Source organism: Pseudomonas sp. LBUM1663 (assembly GCF_059695905.1).
Map to the genome: position 1 here is coordinate 1,446,776 of NZ_CP166792.1, position 14,455 is coordinate 1,461,230.

The following is a 14,455-nucleotide window of genomic DNA, read 5'->3' on the forward strand; positions in this document are numbered from 1 at the left end:
TGCAGGTTTATTTGCCCCACGAGTCTCTATGTTCAAGCGGTCCCTTTCCAAAACCCTCGCCTTCCTGCTGATGGCCGGCACCACCCTGTCGGCCCAGGCCAATTGGTACCTCGACGGCGAGTCCTCGCGGCTGTCGTTCATCAGTACCAAAAACGCCAACATCTCCGAAGTGCAGCGCTTTCTGGTGCTGCACGGCAAGGTCAGTCCAAAAGGCCTGGCCGAGGTGGAAGTGGAGATGGAGTCGGTGAACAGCGGCATCCCCCTGCGTGACGAACGCATGCGCAAGGAACTGTTCGAGATCCAGACCTTCCCCGAAGCGCTGATCACCGCGCAGATCGATCTGCGCCCGATCAACGATCTCGCGCCCGGTGCCCAACTGGAGCTGCGCTTGCCGTTGACCGTCAACCTGCACGGTAAAACCCACGAATACAACGCCGAACTGCTGGCGACCCGTCTCGATGACCGGCGCTTCCAGGTGGTGACGCTCGAGCCGCTGATCATCAATGCCGAAGACTTCGATCTGGCTCCGGGGCTGGAAAGTTTGCGCAAGGTCGCTGGATTGTCGGCCATCAGTCTGTCGGTGCCGGTGGGTGCGGTACTGATTTTCACGGCGCGCTGACATGGCCGGTGCAATCTTTCCCTGGCGCGCAGGCAACCACTTCGAACTGCTGATCGACGGCCCGCAGTTCTTTCCGCGCATGTTGGTCGCGATAGCCCGCGCCGAAGAACAGGTCGAGTTGGAGCTGTACCTGGTCGAGGCGGGGGCCTGTGCCGAAGCGATGGTGCAGGCGTTGGTCCACGCCGCCGAACGCGGTGTGCGCGTGCGCTGCCTGTTCGATGACTACGGCAGCCTCGCGTTCACCCTGACCTTGCGTCAGCGCCTGATGGCGGCGGGTGTGGAGCTGCGTTTTTACAATCGCCTGAGCTGGCGGCGTTGGGTCGGTAACTTCTACCGCGATCACCGCAAGTTGTTATTGGTGGATCAAAGCCTGGCCGTGGTCGGCGGCACAGGCGTTACGGATGAGTTCTGGACGCCGGGCGAGGACACCAGCGAATGGCATGAGGTGATGGTGGAAATTTCCGGACCTCTGGTCATCGACTGGCAATTGCTGTTCGACCGGCAATGGATCGCCAACCGTCACCGCCGCGCCTGGAAACCCGCATCGCACTTCGGCCTGCCGCGTTTGCCCCGGGTGCCGCCCATGGGCGAGGGCATGGGTCGGGTGGCCTATGCCGACGCCCGCCAGCACCGCGACATCCTGCAATCGCTGATTCGTGCGCTGAACAGCGGCCAGCGACGGATCTGGCTGGCCACGCCGTATTTTTTGCCCACCTGGAAAGTCCGCCGCTCATTGCGCAGGGCCGCCAGCCGGGGCGTCGACGTGCGTCTGCTGCTGACCGGGCCGCGCACCGATCACCCGTCGGTGCGCTACGCCGGGCACCGCTATTACCCGCGACTGCTCAAGGCAGGGGTGAAAATCTTCGAATACCAGCCGTGTTTCCTACACCTGAAAATGGTGCTGATCGATGACTGGGTGAGCATCGGCTCGTGCAATTTCGATCACTGGAACCTGCGCTTTAATCTGGAAGCCAACCTTGAAGCGCTGGACCCGGGACTGACAGGTGCAGTGGTCGCGAGTTTCGAGAAGGACTTTGCGCAGAGCCAGGAGGTCAGCCTGGAGGAATGGCAACGCCGACCGCTGTGGCGGCGGGTCAAGCAAAGGGTGTGGGGATGGGTGGATCGGTTGGTGGTGAATCTGCTGGATCGCCGCGGTTAGTTGTCACACCAAAAACCAATGTGGGAGCGCGAAGGGGCCATGTCAGTCAACGATGATGTTGACTGACAGTCCGCTTTCGCGAGCAAGCCCGCTCCCACAGGTTTTTGCGGTGTTTGAATAATTACAGCAATTCAAAGCTCTGCTGCGTCACGTCCTGGGAATCCAGGCCGATCTGCACGTTGAACTTGCCGGGTTCCGCTGCGTACTTGAGCTGGGCGTTATAGAACTTCAAGTCGTCCTCGGTGATGGTGAAGTGCACGACTTTCTGTTCGCCGGCCTTCAGCGTGATTTTCTGGAAGTTCTTCAGTTCCTTGACGGGGCGGATCATCGAGCCGGTCACGTCCTGGATGTACAGCTGCACCACGGTTTCGCCGTCGCGCTTGCCGGTGTTTTTCACCATCACGCTGGCGTCGAGTCTGCCGGTCTTGTTCAGCGTGGTCGACGACAAGGCCATGTCGCTCAGGCTGAAATCGGTGTAGCTCAGGCCGAAACCGAACGGGAACAGCGGGCCGGTGGTGTCGTCGAAATACTGCGAGGTGTAATTGCCCGGTTTGCCCGGCGTGAACGGCCGGCCAATGCTCAGGTGGTTGTAGTAGGTCGGAATCTGGCCTACCGAGCGCGGGAAGGTGATCGGCAATTTGCCCGACGGGTTGTAGTCGCCGAACAGCACGTCGGCGATGGCGTTGCCGCCTTCGGTACCGCTGAACCAGGTTTCCAGAATCGCGTCAGCCTGTTCCTTCTCTTCAAGAATCGACAGCGGACGGCCGTTCATCAACACCAGCACCAGCGGTTTGCCGGTGGCTTTCAGGGCCTTGATCAGGTCGCGCTGGTTGGACGGAATGTTCAGGTCGGTACGGCTGGACGATTCGTGGGACATGCCACGGGATTCGCCGACCGCGGCAACGACAACATCCGCATCCTTGGCGGCCTTCACCGCTTCGTCGATCAGCACTTGGGCCGAACGCGGATCATCCACCACTTCCGGAGCATCGAAGTTGAGGAAGTTCAGGTAGTCGAGGACCTTCTTGTCGCTGGTGATGTTGGCGCCACGGGCGTAGATCAGCGTCGATTTGTCTGCCACGGCGGCGTTCATGCCGTCGAACAGCGTGACCGATTGCGCAGGTTTGCCGGCGGCTGCCCAGCTGCCCATCATGTCGATCGGCGCCTTGGCCAGCGGACCGACCAAGGCAATTTTTGCGGTTTTCTTCAGCGGCAGGGTTTCGCCCTGGTTCTTCAGCAACACCAGGCTGCGGCGCGCGACGTCACGGGCCTCGGCGCGGTGCAGACGGCTTTCGGCGTAGGTGTCGGCCGGATCATCTTCAGCCTTGCCGATGCGCAGGTACGGGTCCTTGAACAGGCCCATGTCGTACTTGGCGGCGAGCACTTCGCGCACGGCGTTATCGATGTCTTTCTGTTCGATCTCGCCGGCCTTCAACAGCCCCGGCAACTCTTTGCCGTACAGGGTGTCGTTCATGCTCATGTCGATGCCGGCCTTGATCGCCAGCTTCGCCGCTTCGCGACCGTCAGCGGCAACGCCGTGCTTGATCAGCTCGAAAATCGCCCCGTGGTCGCTGACCGCCAGACCCTTGAAGCCCCATTCCTTGCGCAACAGGTCATTCATCAGCCAGGTGTTGGCCGTGGCCGGCACGCCGTTGATCGAGTTCAGCGCGACCATCACACCCCCCGCGCCGGCGTCGATGGCGGCGCGGTACGGTGGCAGGTAGTCCTGGTACATTTTGACCGGGCTCATGTCGACGACGTTGTAGTCGCGACCGCCCTCGACCGCGCCGTACAAGGCAAAGTGCTTGACGCTGGCCATGATGCTGTCGGCCGCGTTCGCGCCGGTGCCCTGGAACGCCCGGACCATGACGCCGGCAATGCGCGACACCAGGTAAGTGTCTTCGCCGAAGCCTTCGGAGGTGCGGCCCCAACGCGGGTCACGGGAAATGTCGACCATCGGCGCGAAGGTGATGTCGAGGCTGTCCGCCGCGGCTTCCTTGGCGGCAATGCGCCCGGACAGGCCGATGGCGTCCATGTCCCAGCTCGAGGCCAGCGCAATCGGGATCGGGAAAATCGTGCGGTGACCGTGGATGACGTCATAGGCGAAGAACATCGGGATCTTCAACCGGCTGCGCATGGCCGCGTCCTGCATCGGACGGTTTTCCGGGCGGGTGATCGAGTTGAACGTGCCGCCGATGTTGCCGGCGGCGATTTCCTTGCGGATCAGCTCGCGAGGCATTTCCGGGCCGATGCTGATCAGGCGCAACTGGCCGATCTTTTCATCTAGGGTCATTTGCTTCATCAGGTTGCTGATGAACGCGTCCTTGTTTTCCAGAGGTGCGGGGGTCGTGGCGGCCAATACGGTATGACTGGCCAGGCTGACGAACAGTCCCAGCAAACACAGCTTCTTCATGAATAGTTTTCTCAAAAGCCTAAACGGCAGTGAATACGCGCCGGTCAGCCAAAATTTAGGGAGCGACTATTGTTGTTCAAGTAAATGCATGCACACTTGCGCAATGTTTTAGCGCAGGGGCATCTTTTAGCCCATTGGCCCGATGCAATCCAGTGGCGGCGGCAGATTATGCCCCAAGAGACCGGACAGAAGGCTGCGGGTTGTTTTTCAAACGGAATGTGCAAGGGAGCGTCAACCAGATGAATGTACGACACCACTATCGATCGAGCCTGCAGGTTGCGGCCTTGATGTTGCTCACCACGCTGCTGGCCGGCTGCGGCATCAACAACATTCCGACCCTCGACGAACAGGCCAAGGCCGCCTGGGGTCAGGTGCAGAACCAGTACCAGCGCCGCGCCGACCTGATCCCCAATCTGGTGGAAACCGTCAAGGGCTATGCCAAACACGAAGAAGAAACCCTGACCGCGGTGATCGAAGCCCGGGCCAAGGCGACCTCGATCCAGGTGGATGCCAGCACACTGGACAACCCGGAAAAACTCAAGCAGTTCCAGCAGGCGCAGGATCAGCTGACCGGTGCCTTGAGCCGTTTGATGGTGGTGTCCGAACGTTACCCGGACCTCAAGGCCAACCAGAATTTCCTTGCGTTGCAATCGCAGCTCGAAGGCACCGAGAACCGCATCGCCGTGGCGCGTCGCGACTTTATCCTCGCGGTGCAGAAGTACAACACCGAAATCCGCACCTTCCCGGGTCGCCTCTGGCACACGGTGATGTACAGCGATTTACCGATCCGCGAAACCTTCGAGGCCACCAGCCCCGGCGCCGAAAAAGCGCCTGAAGTGAAGTTCTGATCGGCTTGACGCATCACCACGGATGAGGTTGCCAATGCGCGTGTTGAAAGTGGGCCTGGTGCTGGTGCTGTGGGTGTTTGCCCTGACGGCCAAGGCCGAATTGACGTTTCCGCAGCTGACCGGCCGGGTGGTCGATAACGCCCAGATGATCGAGCCGTCGGTGCGCGAGCAGCTGACGCAACAACTCCAGGCCCATGAAAAAGCCACTGGCGAGCAATTGGTCGTGGTGACATTGCCGGACTTGCAGGGCACCGACATTGCCGATTTCGGCTATCAGCTAGGGCGCTACTGGGGCATTGGCCAGAAAGACAAGAACAACGGCGCGCTGCTGATCGTTGCGCGCGATGATCGTAAATTGCGCATCGAAGTCGGTTACGGCCTGGAAGATCGCCTGACCGATGCGCAGAGTTCGGTGATCATCAATCAGGTAATTACGCCAGCGTTCAAGGCCGGCAACTTCAGCAAAGGCATCAGCGACGGGGTCGCCGCGATGCTGGTGGTGCTGGGTGGCAGTCCGCTGGATGAGCCGTCGACGGTTTATCAGCCGCGCGGGGATGAGGGCGACGATTTCGTTTCGCGTCATCCGGGCGTGTTCGTGTTTCTGGTGATGCTGTTCATCCTGACGATTTTCGTCTGCCAGATGCTCGGAATCCTGCCCAGCGGTGGTGGCGGTGGCCGAGGCAGTTCGGGCGGCGGTTTCGGCGGTGGAGGTTTTGGCGGCGGCGGTGGAGGCGGGGGCTTCAGCGGGGGTGGCGGCAGTTTCGGGGGCGGCGGTTCGTCGGGCGGCTGGTGAGAATAATAATGAGCAGGCACTTTTAAACATGGCATTACTGACTGAACACGAACAACGCAAAGTCGCCGAGGCGATTGCCCGGGTCGAGCGCGACACCGACGCCGAACTGGTGACGGTGCTCGCGGCCCGCGCCGACGACTATGCGTACATCCCGCTGCTCTGGGCCAGCCTGCTGGCGCTGGTGGTGCCGGGTGTCGTGCATTACCTGACGGGCTGGCTGACCATGCACAGTTTGCTGCTGGTGCAATGGATCACGTTCATCGTGTTGTGCCTGGTGTTCCGGATTCCGAAAGTCACCACCCACCTGATCCCGCGGTCGGTACGGCATTGGCGCGCCTCGAACCTGGCGCGCCGACAGTTTCTGGAGCAGAACCTGCACCATACGGTGGGCAGCACCGGGATGCTGATTTTCGTCTGCGAGGCTGAGCGTTATGTAGAGATTCTGGTGGATGAAGGGATTTCCAAGCGGCTGGACAACAAGAACTGGGATGCGATCGTTGCGGCGTTTACTCAGCAGGTGAAGCAGGGCCAGACGTTGCAGGGGTTTGTAACGTGCGTCGAGGCGTGCGGCGAGTTGCTCAAGGTGCATGTGCCGGTGACGCATGTGCGCAATGAATTGCCGAATCGGTTGGTGGTGTTGGGCTGATGTCCTTTTCAGTCTGGAGACGGATGCGCTTCTGCAGCGAGGGAGCTTTTGTGGCGAGGGGACTTGTCGGAATGCCGCATCACCCCGTTCGGCTGCGAAGCAGTCGTAAAACCTGAGAACGCGGTCTGACTGGTGATCGAAGGGGGCCGCTTCGCGACCCAACGGGGACAAGTCCCCTCGCCACAGGGAACTCGACTTGCCTCACGATTCGCACCGTTCGGTAAATAACTGCGTGTCCCGGACGGCCATCCCCCCTAAAATACCCGCCATTCCCCGATCCGCTCCGCCCGAGGCCGTTTTTTCCATGTCTGTCACCGCCACTCCCGCCAGCCTCGCGCCGGATCACCACGCCCAGTTCATCGACCTGCTGCAAACCAGCCTCGACCAGAATGCCTTCATCAAACTGGTCCTGGCCAAGTACGTCGGCACCGAAGCCGATTTGCAGCGGCTGATCGTCAAGCAGCTGACGGTCAAGGATCAGCCCTGCCTGTCCTTCGTCTACCGCTACAAGACCCGCGACATCACCAAGAATCTGCCAATTGCCGAGGGCGTGGCGACCCTCGCCGCGCTGTTGCCAGCCTCGTTCAAAAATGCGCATTTACTGTCGCTGACAGACGAAGCCCAGCTCGAATACAGCAAAAAGGGCAAGTCTTCGCTGTTCAAGAGCAAACCTCAGCAATTGCGCGAAGTCCCGTCCGCCGAGCACAACCGCGAGAAGAACCGTTTCCTCGACCTGAGCCGGCCGTTCCTCGCCGACCTGGGCGTGACAAACAGCAAACACGAGCTGATCCCTGCGATGTCGCGCAAGTGGAAGCAGATCAACAAGTTCATCGAAGTCTTCAGCCATGCGCTGACCACCTCGCCCCTGGCGCTGGACAAACCGGTGCAGGTCGCGGATTTCGGCTCGGGCAAGGGTTACCTGACGTTTGCGATCCACGACTATCTGCGCAACACCTTGAAAGCCGAAGGCGTGGTGACGGGCGTCGAGTTACGCGAGGAGATGGTCAACCTGTGCAATGCCGCCGCCGCCAAGCTCGAGCATCCGGGGCTGGTGTTCAAGTGCGGTGACGTGCGCAGCGTGGCGCCGAGCGAGCTGGACGTGATGATCGCGCTGCACGCCTGCGACATCGCCACCGACTACGCAATCCACACCGGCATCCGCTCTGGCGCCTCGATCATCATGTGCTCGCCGTGCTGCCACAAGCAGATCCGCCTGCAAATCCAAAGCCCGGCGCTGCTCAAGCCGATGCTGCAATACGGTCTGCACCTGGGTCAGCAAGCGGAAATGGTCACCGACAGCTTGCGTGCGCTGTTCCTGGAAGCCTGTGGTTATGAAACCAAGGTGTTCGAGTTCATCTCACTGGACCACACCAACAAGAACAAGATGATTCTGGCGGTCAAACGCGCCGAGCCGGTGGACCCGGCGCAGCTGTTGGTGAAGATCCAGGAACTGAAGGATTTCTACCACATCACCGAACACTGCCTCGAAACCCTGCTACGGGCTGACGGCTACCTCTAAACCCCTGCGATTCCCTGTGGGAGCTAGCCTGCTAGCGATGGCGGCTCTACATTCAGCATAAATGTTGAATGTTACGGCCCCTTCGCCAGCAGGCTAGCTCCCACATGAGATTTGACTGCCGTTTTGCGTCCGAGCATCACCGTCACGATCACCCCGGCCGCAAACAGCCAGGTGATCGGCTCGATGTGTTCACCGAAGAACAACGCGGAAAACGCAATGGTGAAAAAGATCTGCAACAGCTGGATCTGACTGACCCGGGCAATGCCGCCCATCGCCAACCCGGCGTACCAGGCAAAGAACCCGATGAACTGCGAGAACAGCGAAACATAACCAAACGCCCACCAGGTCTTGGCGGAAATTTCCCCCTGGTGTTGAAGCGCCAAATAGACCACCGGTCCGATCAGCAGCGGCGTCGACAACACCAGCGCCCAGCAGATCACCTGCCAGCCGCCCATCTCCTTGGCCAACCGGCCGCCCTCGGCATAACCCAGGCCGCCCACGGCAATCGCCCCGAGCATCAGCAAATCACCGGCCTGAATACTGCCAGCCCCGCTGATTAATGCATAACCGAGCACCAGCGCACTGCCCAGCGCGGCGCAGGCCCAGAAGGCTTTCGACGGTCGTTCGTGAGACAACCACGCGGCGTACAGCGCGACGCACAGCGGTTGCAAACCGTTGACCAGCGCGCCGTGGGAGGCCGGCAAGGTTTGCATCGCCCAGGCCGACAACACCGGGAAGCCAAGGATCACGCCTGCGATCACCAGCGTCAGGCCTTTGACCTGTTTCCAGGTCGGCCATTTCTCCCGGCGCCACAGCAATAGCATCGCCGCCGGAACCGCCGCAAACAGCGCCCGGCCCAAGCCGTTGAGCAGCGGATGAAGTTCCTGCACGACGATCCGTGTGAAGGGCAGGGTGAGGCTGAAAATGACGACGCCGAGCAGGCCGAGGGCCATGCCGGTGTTTTCGCGCGAGGACATGATGGGGGACCAGAATCTAGAGTGATTGGATTCATCTAGCCATAAATCAATGGTTTTGGCGCTTACAGCTGGGAACAGAAATATCCGTACAGTTGAGCGCGATTCTTGTGGCGAGGGAGCTTGCTCCCGTTCGGCTGCGCAGCAGTCGTAAAACCTGGAGACCTGATTCTCCGGGAAGAATGCAGGGGGGCCGCTTCGCAGCCCAGCGGGAGCAAGCTCCCTCGCCACAAAGGCCGAACTCAAACCTACATTGTCAGTAGTAGGTGGTTATTACCCGACCTCGCGGATAAGGACTACCTTGAATACTCCTACGTATTTCCCAGAGGAGTCCTCCCCATGGCTGCCAAGAAAATTCTGATGCTGGTCGGCGATTACGTCGAAGACTACGAAGTGATGGTGCCTTTCCAGGCGCTGCTGATGGTCGGCCACACGGTGCACGCCGTTTGCCCGGACAAATCCGCCGGCCAGACCGTGCGCACGGCGATTCACGACTTCGAAGGCGACCAGACCTACAGCGAAAAACCCGGCCACCTGTTCGCCCTGAACTTCGATTTCGGCAAAGTCGCTGAAACCGACTACGACGCGCTGCTGATCCCGGGCGGTCGTGCGCCGGAATACCTGCGCCTGAACGAAAAAGTCCTGGAGCTGGTGCGCGCATTCGACAAGGCCGGCAAACCGATCGCCGCCGTGTGCCACGGAGCGCAACTGCTGGCGGCAGCGGGAGTTCTCGAAGGTCGCGAGTGCAGCGCTTATCCTGCCTGCGCGCCGGAAGTGCGTCTGGCGGGCGGTACGTTCATCGATATCCCGGTGACGGAAGGTCACGTACAAGGCAATCTGGCCACTGCGCCCGCCTGGCCGGCGCACCCGAGCTGGCTCGCCGGTTTCCTCGGGTTGCTGGGCACCAAAATCACGCTGTAACGAGGGACTTTTCCATGTGCGAGCTCTACGTCAAAGCCGATCCGATTCTCTACGAATCGCGCTCCCGCTCGCTGCGCATCTGCGGGGTGGTCACCACCCTGCGGCTGGAGAATCAGTTCTGGGACATCCTCAGCGAAATCGCCGGGGTCGACGGCATGACCACCAACCAGTTGATCGCCAAGCTGTATGAAGAGGTGATGGACTACCGTGGCGAGGTGGTGAATTTCGCCTCGTTCCTGCGAGTGAGTTGTACGCGGTATTTGAGTCAGCGGCGGTTGCAGGCGCCGGAGTTGTCGGTGGTGCGGGCGGGGGTGAAATAAGCAGTTTGTATCGACACAGCCAGCCCATCGCGGGCAGGCGACAGATAGGCCAGGCTGGTCTTTACTCTGAAGCGCGAAACCTCTCAATCGCCAAGGAGAAAGAGCATGTCTGGATGGTACGAAGTAAGCAAAAGCAGCAACGGTCAGTTCAAGTTTGTACTGAAGGCCGCCAACGCTGAAACCATTCTGACCAGCGAGCTGTACACCACTCGCGGTGCTGCCGATAACGGCATTGCTTCGGTGCAGAAGAACAGCCCGCTGGATGAACGCTACGAAAAGAAAACTACCAAGGATGGCCATCCTTACTTCAACCTAAAGGCGGGCAACCACGAGATCATCGGGAGTAGCGAGACTTACTCTTCCACTGGCGCGATGGATAAAGGCATCGCCAGCGTCAAGGCCAATGGACCGACTACCGTGATCAAGGACAAGACCTTGCCGGTGCTTTGAACACACCCTTCAAATCCAATACAAATCCCCTGTGGGAGCTAGCCTGCTAGCGATGGCTGCTTAACATTCGACGAAGATGTTGAATGTCAGGCCGCTATCGCTATCAGGCTAGCTCCCACATTTTGTTTTTTGTGTGGCTTGAGATCAGCGTAAGGCTTCCAACAAGTCTTGCAACTGGCTGATCCCGGCCTCACCGAGTGGAAACACCGGCAACCGCGGATCGCCCACTTCCAGCCCGGTTGCACGCAGCCCCGCCTTGATCGTCGCCGGCAAGCCACCCTTGAGGATGAAGTCCAGCACCGGCAACTGGCGATAGAACAGTTCACGCGCCTTGCCCAGGTCATTGGCCAATACCGCTTCATACAAATCCAGATTGAGCTGCGCAATCAGGTTCGGCGCCGCTGTACACCAACCTTTCGCACCCGCCGCAAACGCTTCCAGCGCCAACGGGTTGCAGCCGTTGTAGAACGGCACACGGCCTTCGCCGAGCAGTTGCAGCTTGTGCATGCGCTGGATGTCGCCGGTGCTCTCCTTGACCATGGTCACGTTCTCCACGGCATTGACGATCCGCAGGATCAGGTCCACCGACATGTCGGTGCCGCTGGTGGCCGGGTTGTTGTAGAGCATGATCGGCACGCCGATGCTGTCGCCGATGGCGCGGTAGTGGGCGAGGATTTCCGCTTCGCTGAGTTTCCAGTAGGACGTCGGCAGCACCATCACTACATCGGCGCCATGGGCTTCGGCGAAACGTGCGCGGCGCACGGCTTTGGCGGTGGTCAGGTCGGACACGCTGACGATGGTCGGCACGCGTTTGGCCACATGCTTGATGCTGAATTCGCTGACCTGATCCCACTCCGCGTCGCTCAGGTAAGCGCCTTCGCCGGTGCTGCCCAGTGGTGCGATAGCGTGGACGCCGCCGTCGATCAAACGGTCGATGGAACGCCCGAGCGCGTCGAGATCGACGCCTTCGCCATTGGCGGTGAACGGGGTGATGGTGTAGCCGATGATGCCGTGAATGGTGGGGGTCGACATGCTGTGTCTCCTTCAGAAAAAGATCGGGTTCAGTTCAGGCAATCGGCGTGTTGACGCAGGTTCTGCCGGGCGTAGTAGTTGAACGCAGCGCCGTGGCGCTTGGGTTTCGAAATCCAGTCATGGGCTTCGCGGCCCAGTTCCGGCAGGATCGGCTTGATCGTTCCGGCACTCATCGCCAGCAGTTGCAGCTTCGCCGCACGCTCGATCAGCTGAGCGATGACACAGGCTTCTTCGATGGTCGTGCCGGTGGACAACTGGCCGTGGTGCGACAGCAGGATGGCCCGTTTGTCGCCCAGTGCGCCGGCGATCAAATCACCTTCTTCGTTGCCCACCGGCACACCCGGCCAGCCTTCGAGAAACGCGCAATCGTCGTAGAGCGGGCAGAGGTCCATGTGGGAAATCTGCAGCGGCACTTCGAGCATCGACAGCGCCGCGACGTGGGTCGGGTGCGTGTGAATGATGCAGTTCACGTCGGGCCGGGCGCGGTACACCCAACTGTGGAACCGGTTGGCCGGGTTGGGCATGCCGTGGCCTTCGAGTACTTCCAGGTCTTCGTTGACCAGCAGCAAGTTGCTCGCGGTGATCTCGTCGAAACCCAGGCCCAGTTGTTGAGTGTAATAGGTGCCAGGCTGAGGGCCACGGGCGGTGATTTGCCCGGCCAGACCGGAGTCGTGACCATTCTCGAACAGAATCCGGCAGGTCAGGGCCAGCTTTTGCCGGTCGGTCCACGTATTATCCGCCAGGGTGTTTTGCATCTGGGTCAACGCTTGCTTGACCAGCTGCTCTTTGGGTAATGCTAAGGTCTTGGCCATATCGGTGTCCTTGGGTGGTTCATGCAAATGACACAGAAGAGGCTATATGACACTTTGTGTCATTAGCAAGGGCACATCGTCGCCTCCTTGATGGATTAATCGTTCTTCATGTCTATCCGTTTGAAATTACTGAGAAAAAAACTTGGCGTGACGCTGGAGGCCTTGGCCGAAAAATCCGGCATGACCAAGAGCTACCTGTCGAAAGTCGAGCGCGGGCTGAATACGCCGTCGATCGCGGCTGCCCTGAAGCTGGCCAAGGCGCTGAACGTGAAGGTTGAGGAGTTGTTCTCCGAAGACAACATCAGCCTCGACAGCTACAGCCTGGTGCGCAGCGACGAACGCCAGTCCCTGGCGGCCAACGATGAAAGCCCCGGCTACGCGGTGCTGGCCCACCAGGTCAGCGAGCGCAGCCTGCTGCCCTTCATGATTTATCCACCGACAGAATTCGCGGATAAAACCTTCAAGGAACACTTGGGGGAAGAGTTTCTGTTTGTCCACGAAGGGCAGGTGGAAGTGGACTTCATGAACGAGCGGGTGCTGCTCAATCGCGGGGATGCGCTGCACTTCAATGCGCAGAAACCGCACCGGATACGGTCAGTGGGGGAGGTTCAGGCACAGTTGCTGGTGGTGGTGCATAGCGCTGAGGAATGAAGTTGCGGTGCTGTTGTGGCGAGGGAGCTTGCTCCCGCTCGGCTGCGAAGCAGTCGTAAAACCTGACAATGCGTTTTCTCTGAAAGAATGCAGGGGGCCGCTTCGCAGCCCAGCGGGAGCAAGCGCCCTCGCCACAGGTTCGGTGTTCGCTTCAGACCTCGACGGGAACTGTGAGCTTCGGGCTGCCAAGTGCATGCGTCTTGGAATCAAAAAACCGCAGCTCAGACCCCGTCCCTTCAAACACCTTCGCGTAATGCCGCTTCTGATGCTGGATAAACGCCTTGCTGCGCGGGTAAATCGAGATCGCCACCACCTTCGGTTTCGCTTGGCGCAACGCATGGATGATGTGGCTGTCCTGCTCGCCCAGGGCATGCCCGAACAGGCACAACCCCTCGCCATGGCTCAGTAACTGGTCGTAGCAAAACGACAGATAATCCGAGCTGCGAATGGTCTTGAGCTTGTCCTGCGCCGGCCCTTCGTTGACGAACAGCGGCACATCGTCCAGCGTCTTGATGGTGTTGTTGATCGCAAAACTGCCCAGCAACGTGCCCTCGGTCGACATCAGTTTGCGCGCCGTGCCGTCCTGATTGCGCACCAGGTGCAGGCCACCGTGCAGGTACAGCAAACGGGTTTTATCGGTCGCCGTAGCGCTCAGGTCAAAACCCGGTTCGGCGCCTTGGAATAGATCGGTGATGGCATCCGGCTGATGCTGGATCGCCCAGTAGTTGAGCAAGTCGTAATTGGTGGTGAACACCGTTCGATAGCGGCCCAGTTCCTGACTGATAGCGGCCAGGGTCGACGGCACCACCAGGCGCCAAGGGATGTGCACCGCGTGAACCGTGTTGATCAGCGCTTCCTTGATCGCGTAATAACGATTACGCGGCGCGGCGGAGCTGACGGCCAGGGCCTTGTTGACGCGGCTGGTGGTTTTCAGCGCGCTCAGCACCTGCTCGAAGCTGCGGGTCTGCATGGCGTCGAACACGCTCAGCTCGGACTGGCTCAAGGGTTTTTCTTCGACGGTGCGTGCGTTTTCGAACAGCGAGTCGTAGCCGAAGTCGTCCCACACCGCCCGGCTGGCGCCGTTGCCCACCAGCAAGCCGCTGAACGAGGCGGTGGCGCGCAAGGCGTTCCAGTCTTCAAGTTGGGCATCAACATCCTGGAAATCGGTCATTGCGGTTCAAAGTCTCAAAGCAAGTGGTCTGATGGGCGGCGACTTTATCACGACGGAGACTTGAGCCAGATCAAGTTACTGCGTAACCGATAGGTCGATCCTGTGGGTACCCGCTGGATCGGCGCTG

The 14,455-nt window shown here is 60.1% G+C and carries 15 protein-coding genes; 10 read left to right on the top strand and 5 right to left on the bottom strand.

Features of this window, described 5'->3' with window-relative positions; genetic code table 11:
- Positions 1-28 precede the first annotated feature (28 nt).
- Together ACA075_RS06440 and ACA075_RS06445 are read left to right on the top strand one after the other, a co-directional pair.
- Positions 29-619 (top strand): YceI family protein, encoded by a 591-nt coding sequence (locus tag ACA075_RS06440; RefSeq protein WP_497297765.1) that lies wholly within the window; start codon positions 29-31, stop codon positions 617-619.
- A gap of 1 nt (position 620) precedes the next feature.
- Positions 621-1,778, top strand: a complete 1,158-nt coding sequence (locus tag ACA075_RS06445; RefSeq protein WP_497297766.1) for a phospholipase D-like domain-containing protein — start codon at positions 621-623, stop codon at positions 1,776-1,778.
- Positions 1,779-1,899: 121 nt separating this feature from the next.
- On the opposite strand, the gene bglX is transcribed toward ACA075_RS06445, so the two are convergent.
- On the bottom strand, positions 1,900-4,191 hold the full coding sequence (gene bglX / locus ACA075_RS06450) for a beta-glucosidase BglX (protein WP_497297767.1): 2,292 nt from the start codon (positions 4,189-4,191) through the stop codon (positions 1,900-1,902).
- Between the two features lie 239 nt (positions 4,192-4,430).
- Here bglX and ACA075_RS06455 point away from each other — a divergent pair, with 239 nt between their 5' ends.
- From ACA075_RS06455 to ACA075_RS06470, 4 genes are all read left to right on the top strand, one after another.
- Entirely contained in the window at positions 4,431-5,039 is a 609-nt protein-coding gene (locus tag ACA075_RS06455) for a LemA family protein (protein WP_497297768.1), read from the top strand.
- Between the two features lie 34 nt (positions 5,040-5,073).
- A complete protein-coding gene (locus tag ACA075_RS06460; protein WP_497297769.1) occupies positions 5,074-5,832 on the top strand; it encodes a TPM domain-containing protein in 759 nt (252 codons plus the stop codon).
- A gap of 28 nt (positions 5,833-5,860) precedes the next feature.
- Positions 5,861-6,478, top strand: coding sequence for a TPM domain-containing protein (locus tag ACA075_RS06465; protein ID WP_497297770.1), 618 nt, complete (start codon positions 5,861-5,863; stop codon positions 6,476-6,478).
- Positions 6,479-6,782: 304 nt separating this feature from the next.
- Positions 6,783-7,997 (top strand): class I SAM-dependent methyltransferase, encoded by a 1,215-nt coding sequence (locus tag ACA075_RS06470; protein ID WP_497297771.1) that lies wholly within the window; start codon positions 6,783-6,785, stop codon positions 7,995-7,997.
- 71 nt (positions 7,998-8,068) lie between these two features.
- On the opposite strand, the gene ACA075_RS06475 is transcribed toward ACA075_RS06470, so the two are convergent.
- On the bottom strand, positions 8,069-8,974 hold the full coding sequence (locus tag ACA075_RS06475; protein ID WP_438660618.1) for a DMT family transporter: 906 nt from the start codon (positions 8,972-8,974) through the stop codon (positions 8,069-8,071).
- Positions 8,975-9,310: 336 nt separating this feature from the next.
- Here ACA075_RS06475 and ACA075_RS06480 point away from each other — a divergent pair, with 336 nt between their 5' ends.
- The 3 genes from ACA075_RS06480 to ACA075_RS06490 all read left to right on the top strand — a co-directional run bounded on the left by ACA075_RS06480 (position 9,311) and on the right by ACA075_RS06490 (position 10,662).
- Positions 9,311-9,892 carry a DJ-1/PfpI family protein gene (locus ACA075_RS06480; RefSeq protein WP_497297772.1) on the top strand — a complete coding sequence of 194 codons (582 nt, stop codon included), beginning with the start codon at positions 9,311-9,313 and terminating at the stop codon, positions 9,890-9,892.
- 14 nt (positions 9,893-9,906) lie between these two features.
- Positions 9,907-10,212, top strand: a complete 306-nt coding sequence (locus ACA075_RS06485; protein WP_497297773.1) for a ribbon-helix-helix domain-containing protein — start codon at positions 9,907-9,909, stop codon at positions 10,210-10,212.
- 105 nt (positions 10,213-10,317) lie between these two features.
- On the top strand, positions 10,318-10,662 hold the full coding sequence (locus ACA075_RS06490; protein WP_403098842.1) for a YegP family protein: 345 nt from the start codon (positions 10,318-10,320) through the stop codon (positions 10,660-10,662).
- A 144-nt stretch (positions 10,663-10,806) separates the two neighbouring features.
- Here the strand turns inward: ACA075_RS06490 and ACA075_RS06495 are convergent, their stop codons facing one another.
- Together ACA075_RS06495 and ACA075_RS06500 are read right to left on the bottom strand one after the other, a co-directional pair.
- On the bottom strand, positions 10,807-11,694 hold the full coding sequence (locus tag ACA075_RS06495) for a dihydrodipicolinate synthase family protein (protein ID WP_497297774.1): 888 nt from the start codon (positions 11,692-11,694) through the stop codon (positions 10,807-10,809).
- 29 nt (positions 11,695-11,723) lie between these two features.
- The gene (locus tag ACA075_RS06500; protein WP_109628350.1) at positions 11,724-12,506 is read right to left on the bottom strand and encodes an aldolase; all 783 of its coding nucleotides are present in this window, start codon (positions 12,504-12,506) and stop codon (positions 11,724-11,726) included.
- Positions 12,507-12,614: 108 nt separating this feature from the next.
- Between ACA075_RS06500 and ACA075_RS06505 the strand changes: the two genes are divergently transcribed.
- Positions 12,615-13,157 (top strand): helix-turn-helix domain-containing protein, encoded by a 543-nt coding sequence (locus tag ACA075_RS06505; protein ID WP_219095235.1) that lies wholly within the window; start codon positions 12,615-12,617, stop codon positions 13,155-13,157.
- A 151-nt stretch (positions 13,158-13,308) separates the two neighbouring features.
- On the opposite strand, the gene ACA075_RS06510 is transcribed toward ACA075_RS06505, so the two are convergent.
- Positions 13,309-14,328, bottom strand: coding sequence for a DUF4917 family protein (locus ACA075_RS06510; RefSeq protein WP_497297775.1), 1,020 nt, complete (start codon positions 14,326-14,328; stop codon positions 13,309-13,311).
- Positions 14,329-14,455: the final 127 nt, after the last annotated feature.

Excerpts from the sequence above, each read along its gene's own strand:
- ACA075_RS06440 (WP_497297765.1), top strand. The coding sequence starts at position 29 with ATGTTCAAGCGGTCCCTTTCCAAAACCCTCGCCTTCCTGCTGATGGCC.
- ACA075_RS06445 (WP_497297766.1), top strand. The coding sequence starts at position 621 with ATGGCCGGTGCAATCTTTCCCTGGCGCGCAGGCAACCACTTCGAACTG.
- bglX (WP_497297767.1), bottom strand. The coding sequence starts at position 4,191 with ATGAAGAAGCTGTGTTTGCTGGGACTGTTCGTCAGCCTGGCCAGTCAT.
- ACA075_RS06455 (WP_497297768.1), top strand. The coding sequence starts at position 4,431 with ATGAATGTACGACACCACTATCGATCGAGCCTGCAGGTTGCGGCCTTG.
- ACA075_RS06460 (WP_497297769.1), top strand. The coding sequence starts at position 5,074 with ATGCGCGTGTTGAAAGTGGGCCTGGTGCTGGTGCTGTGGGTGTTTGCC.
- ACA075_RS06465 (WP_497297770.1), top strand. The coding sequence starts at position 5,861 with ATGGCATTACTGACTGAACACGAACAACGCAAAGTCGCCGAGGCGATT.
- ACA075_RS06470 (WP_497297771.1), top strand. The coding sequence starts at position 6,783 with ATGTCTGTCACCGCCACTCCCGCCAGCCTCGCGCCGGATCACCACGCC.
- ACA075_RS06475 (WP_438660618.1), bottom strand. The coding sequence starts at position 8,974 with ATGTCCTCGCGCGAAAACACCGGCATGGCCCTCGGCCTGCTCGGCGTC.
- ACA075_RS06480 (WP_497297772.1), top strand. The coding sequence starts at position 9,311 with ATGGCTGCCAAGAAAATTCTGATGCTGGTCGGCGATTACGTCGAAGAC.
- ACA075_RS06485 (WP_497297773.1), top strand. The coding sequence starts at position 9,907 with ATGTGCGAGCTCTACGTCAAAGCCGATCCGATTCTCTACGAATCGCGC.
- ACA075_RS06490 (WP_403098842.1), top strand. The coding sequence starts at position 10,318 with ATGTCTGGATGGTACGAAGTAAGCAAAAGCAGCAACGGTCAGTTCAAG.
- ACA075_RS06495 (WP_497297774.1), bottom strand. The coding sequence starts at position 11,694 with ATGTCGACCCCCACCATTCACGGCATCATCGGCTACACCATCACCCCG.
- ACA075_RS06500 (WP_109628350.1), bottom strand. The coding sequence starts at position 12,506 with ATGGCCAAGACCTTAGCATTACCCAAAGAGCAGCTGGTCAAGCAAGCG.
- ACA075_RS06505 (WP_219095235.1), top strand. The coding sequence starts at position 12,615 with ATGTCTATCCGTTTGAAATTACTGAGAAAAAAACTTGGCGTGACGCTG.
- ACA075_RS06510 (WP_497297775.1), bottom strand. The coding sequence starts at position 14,328 with ATGACCGATTTCCAGGATGTTGATGCCCAACTTGAAGACTGGAACGCC.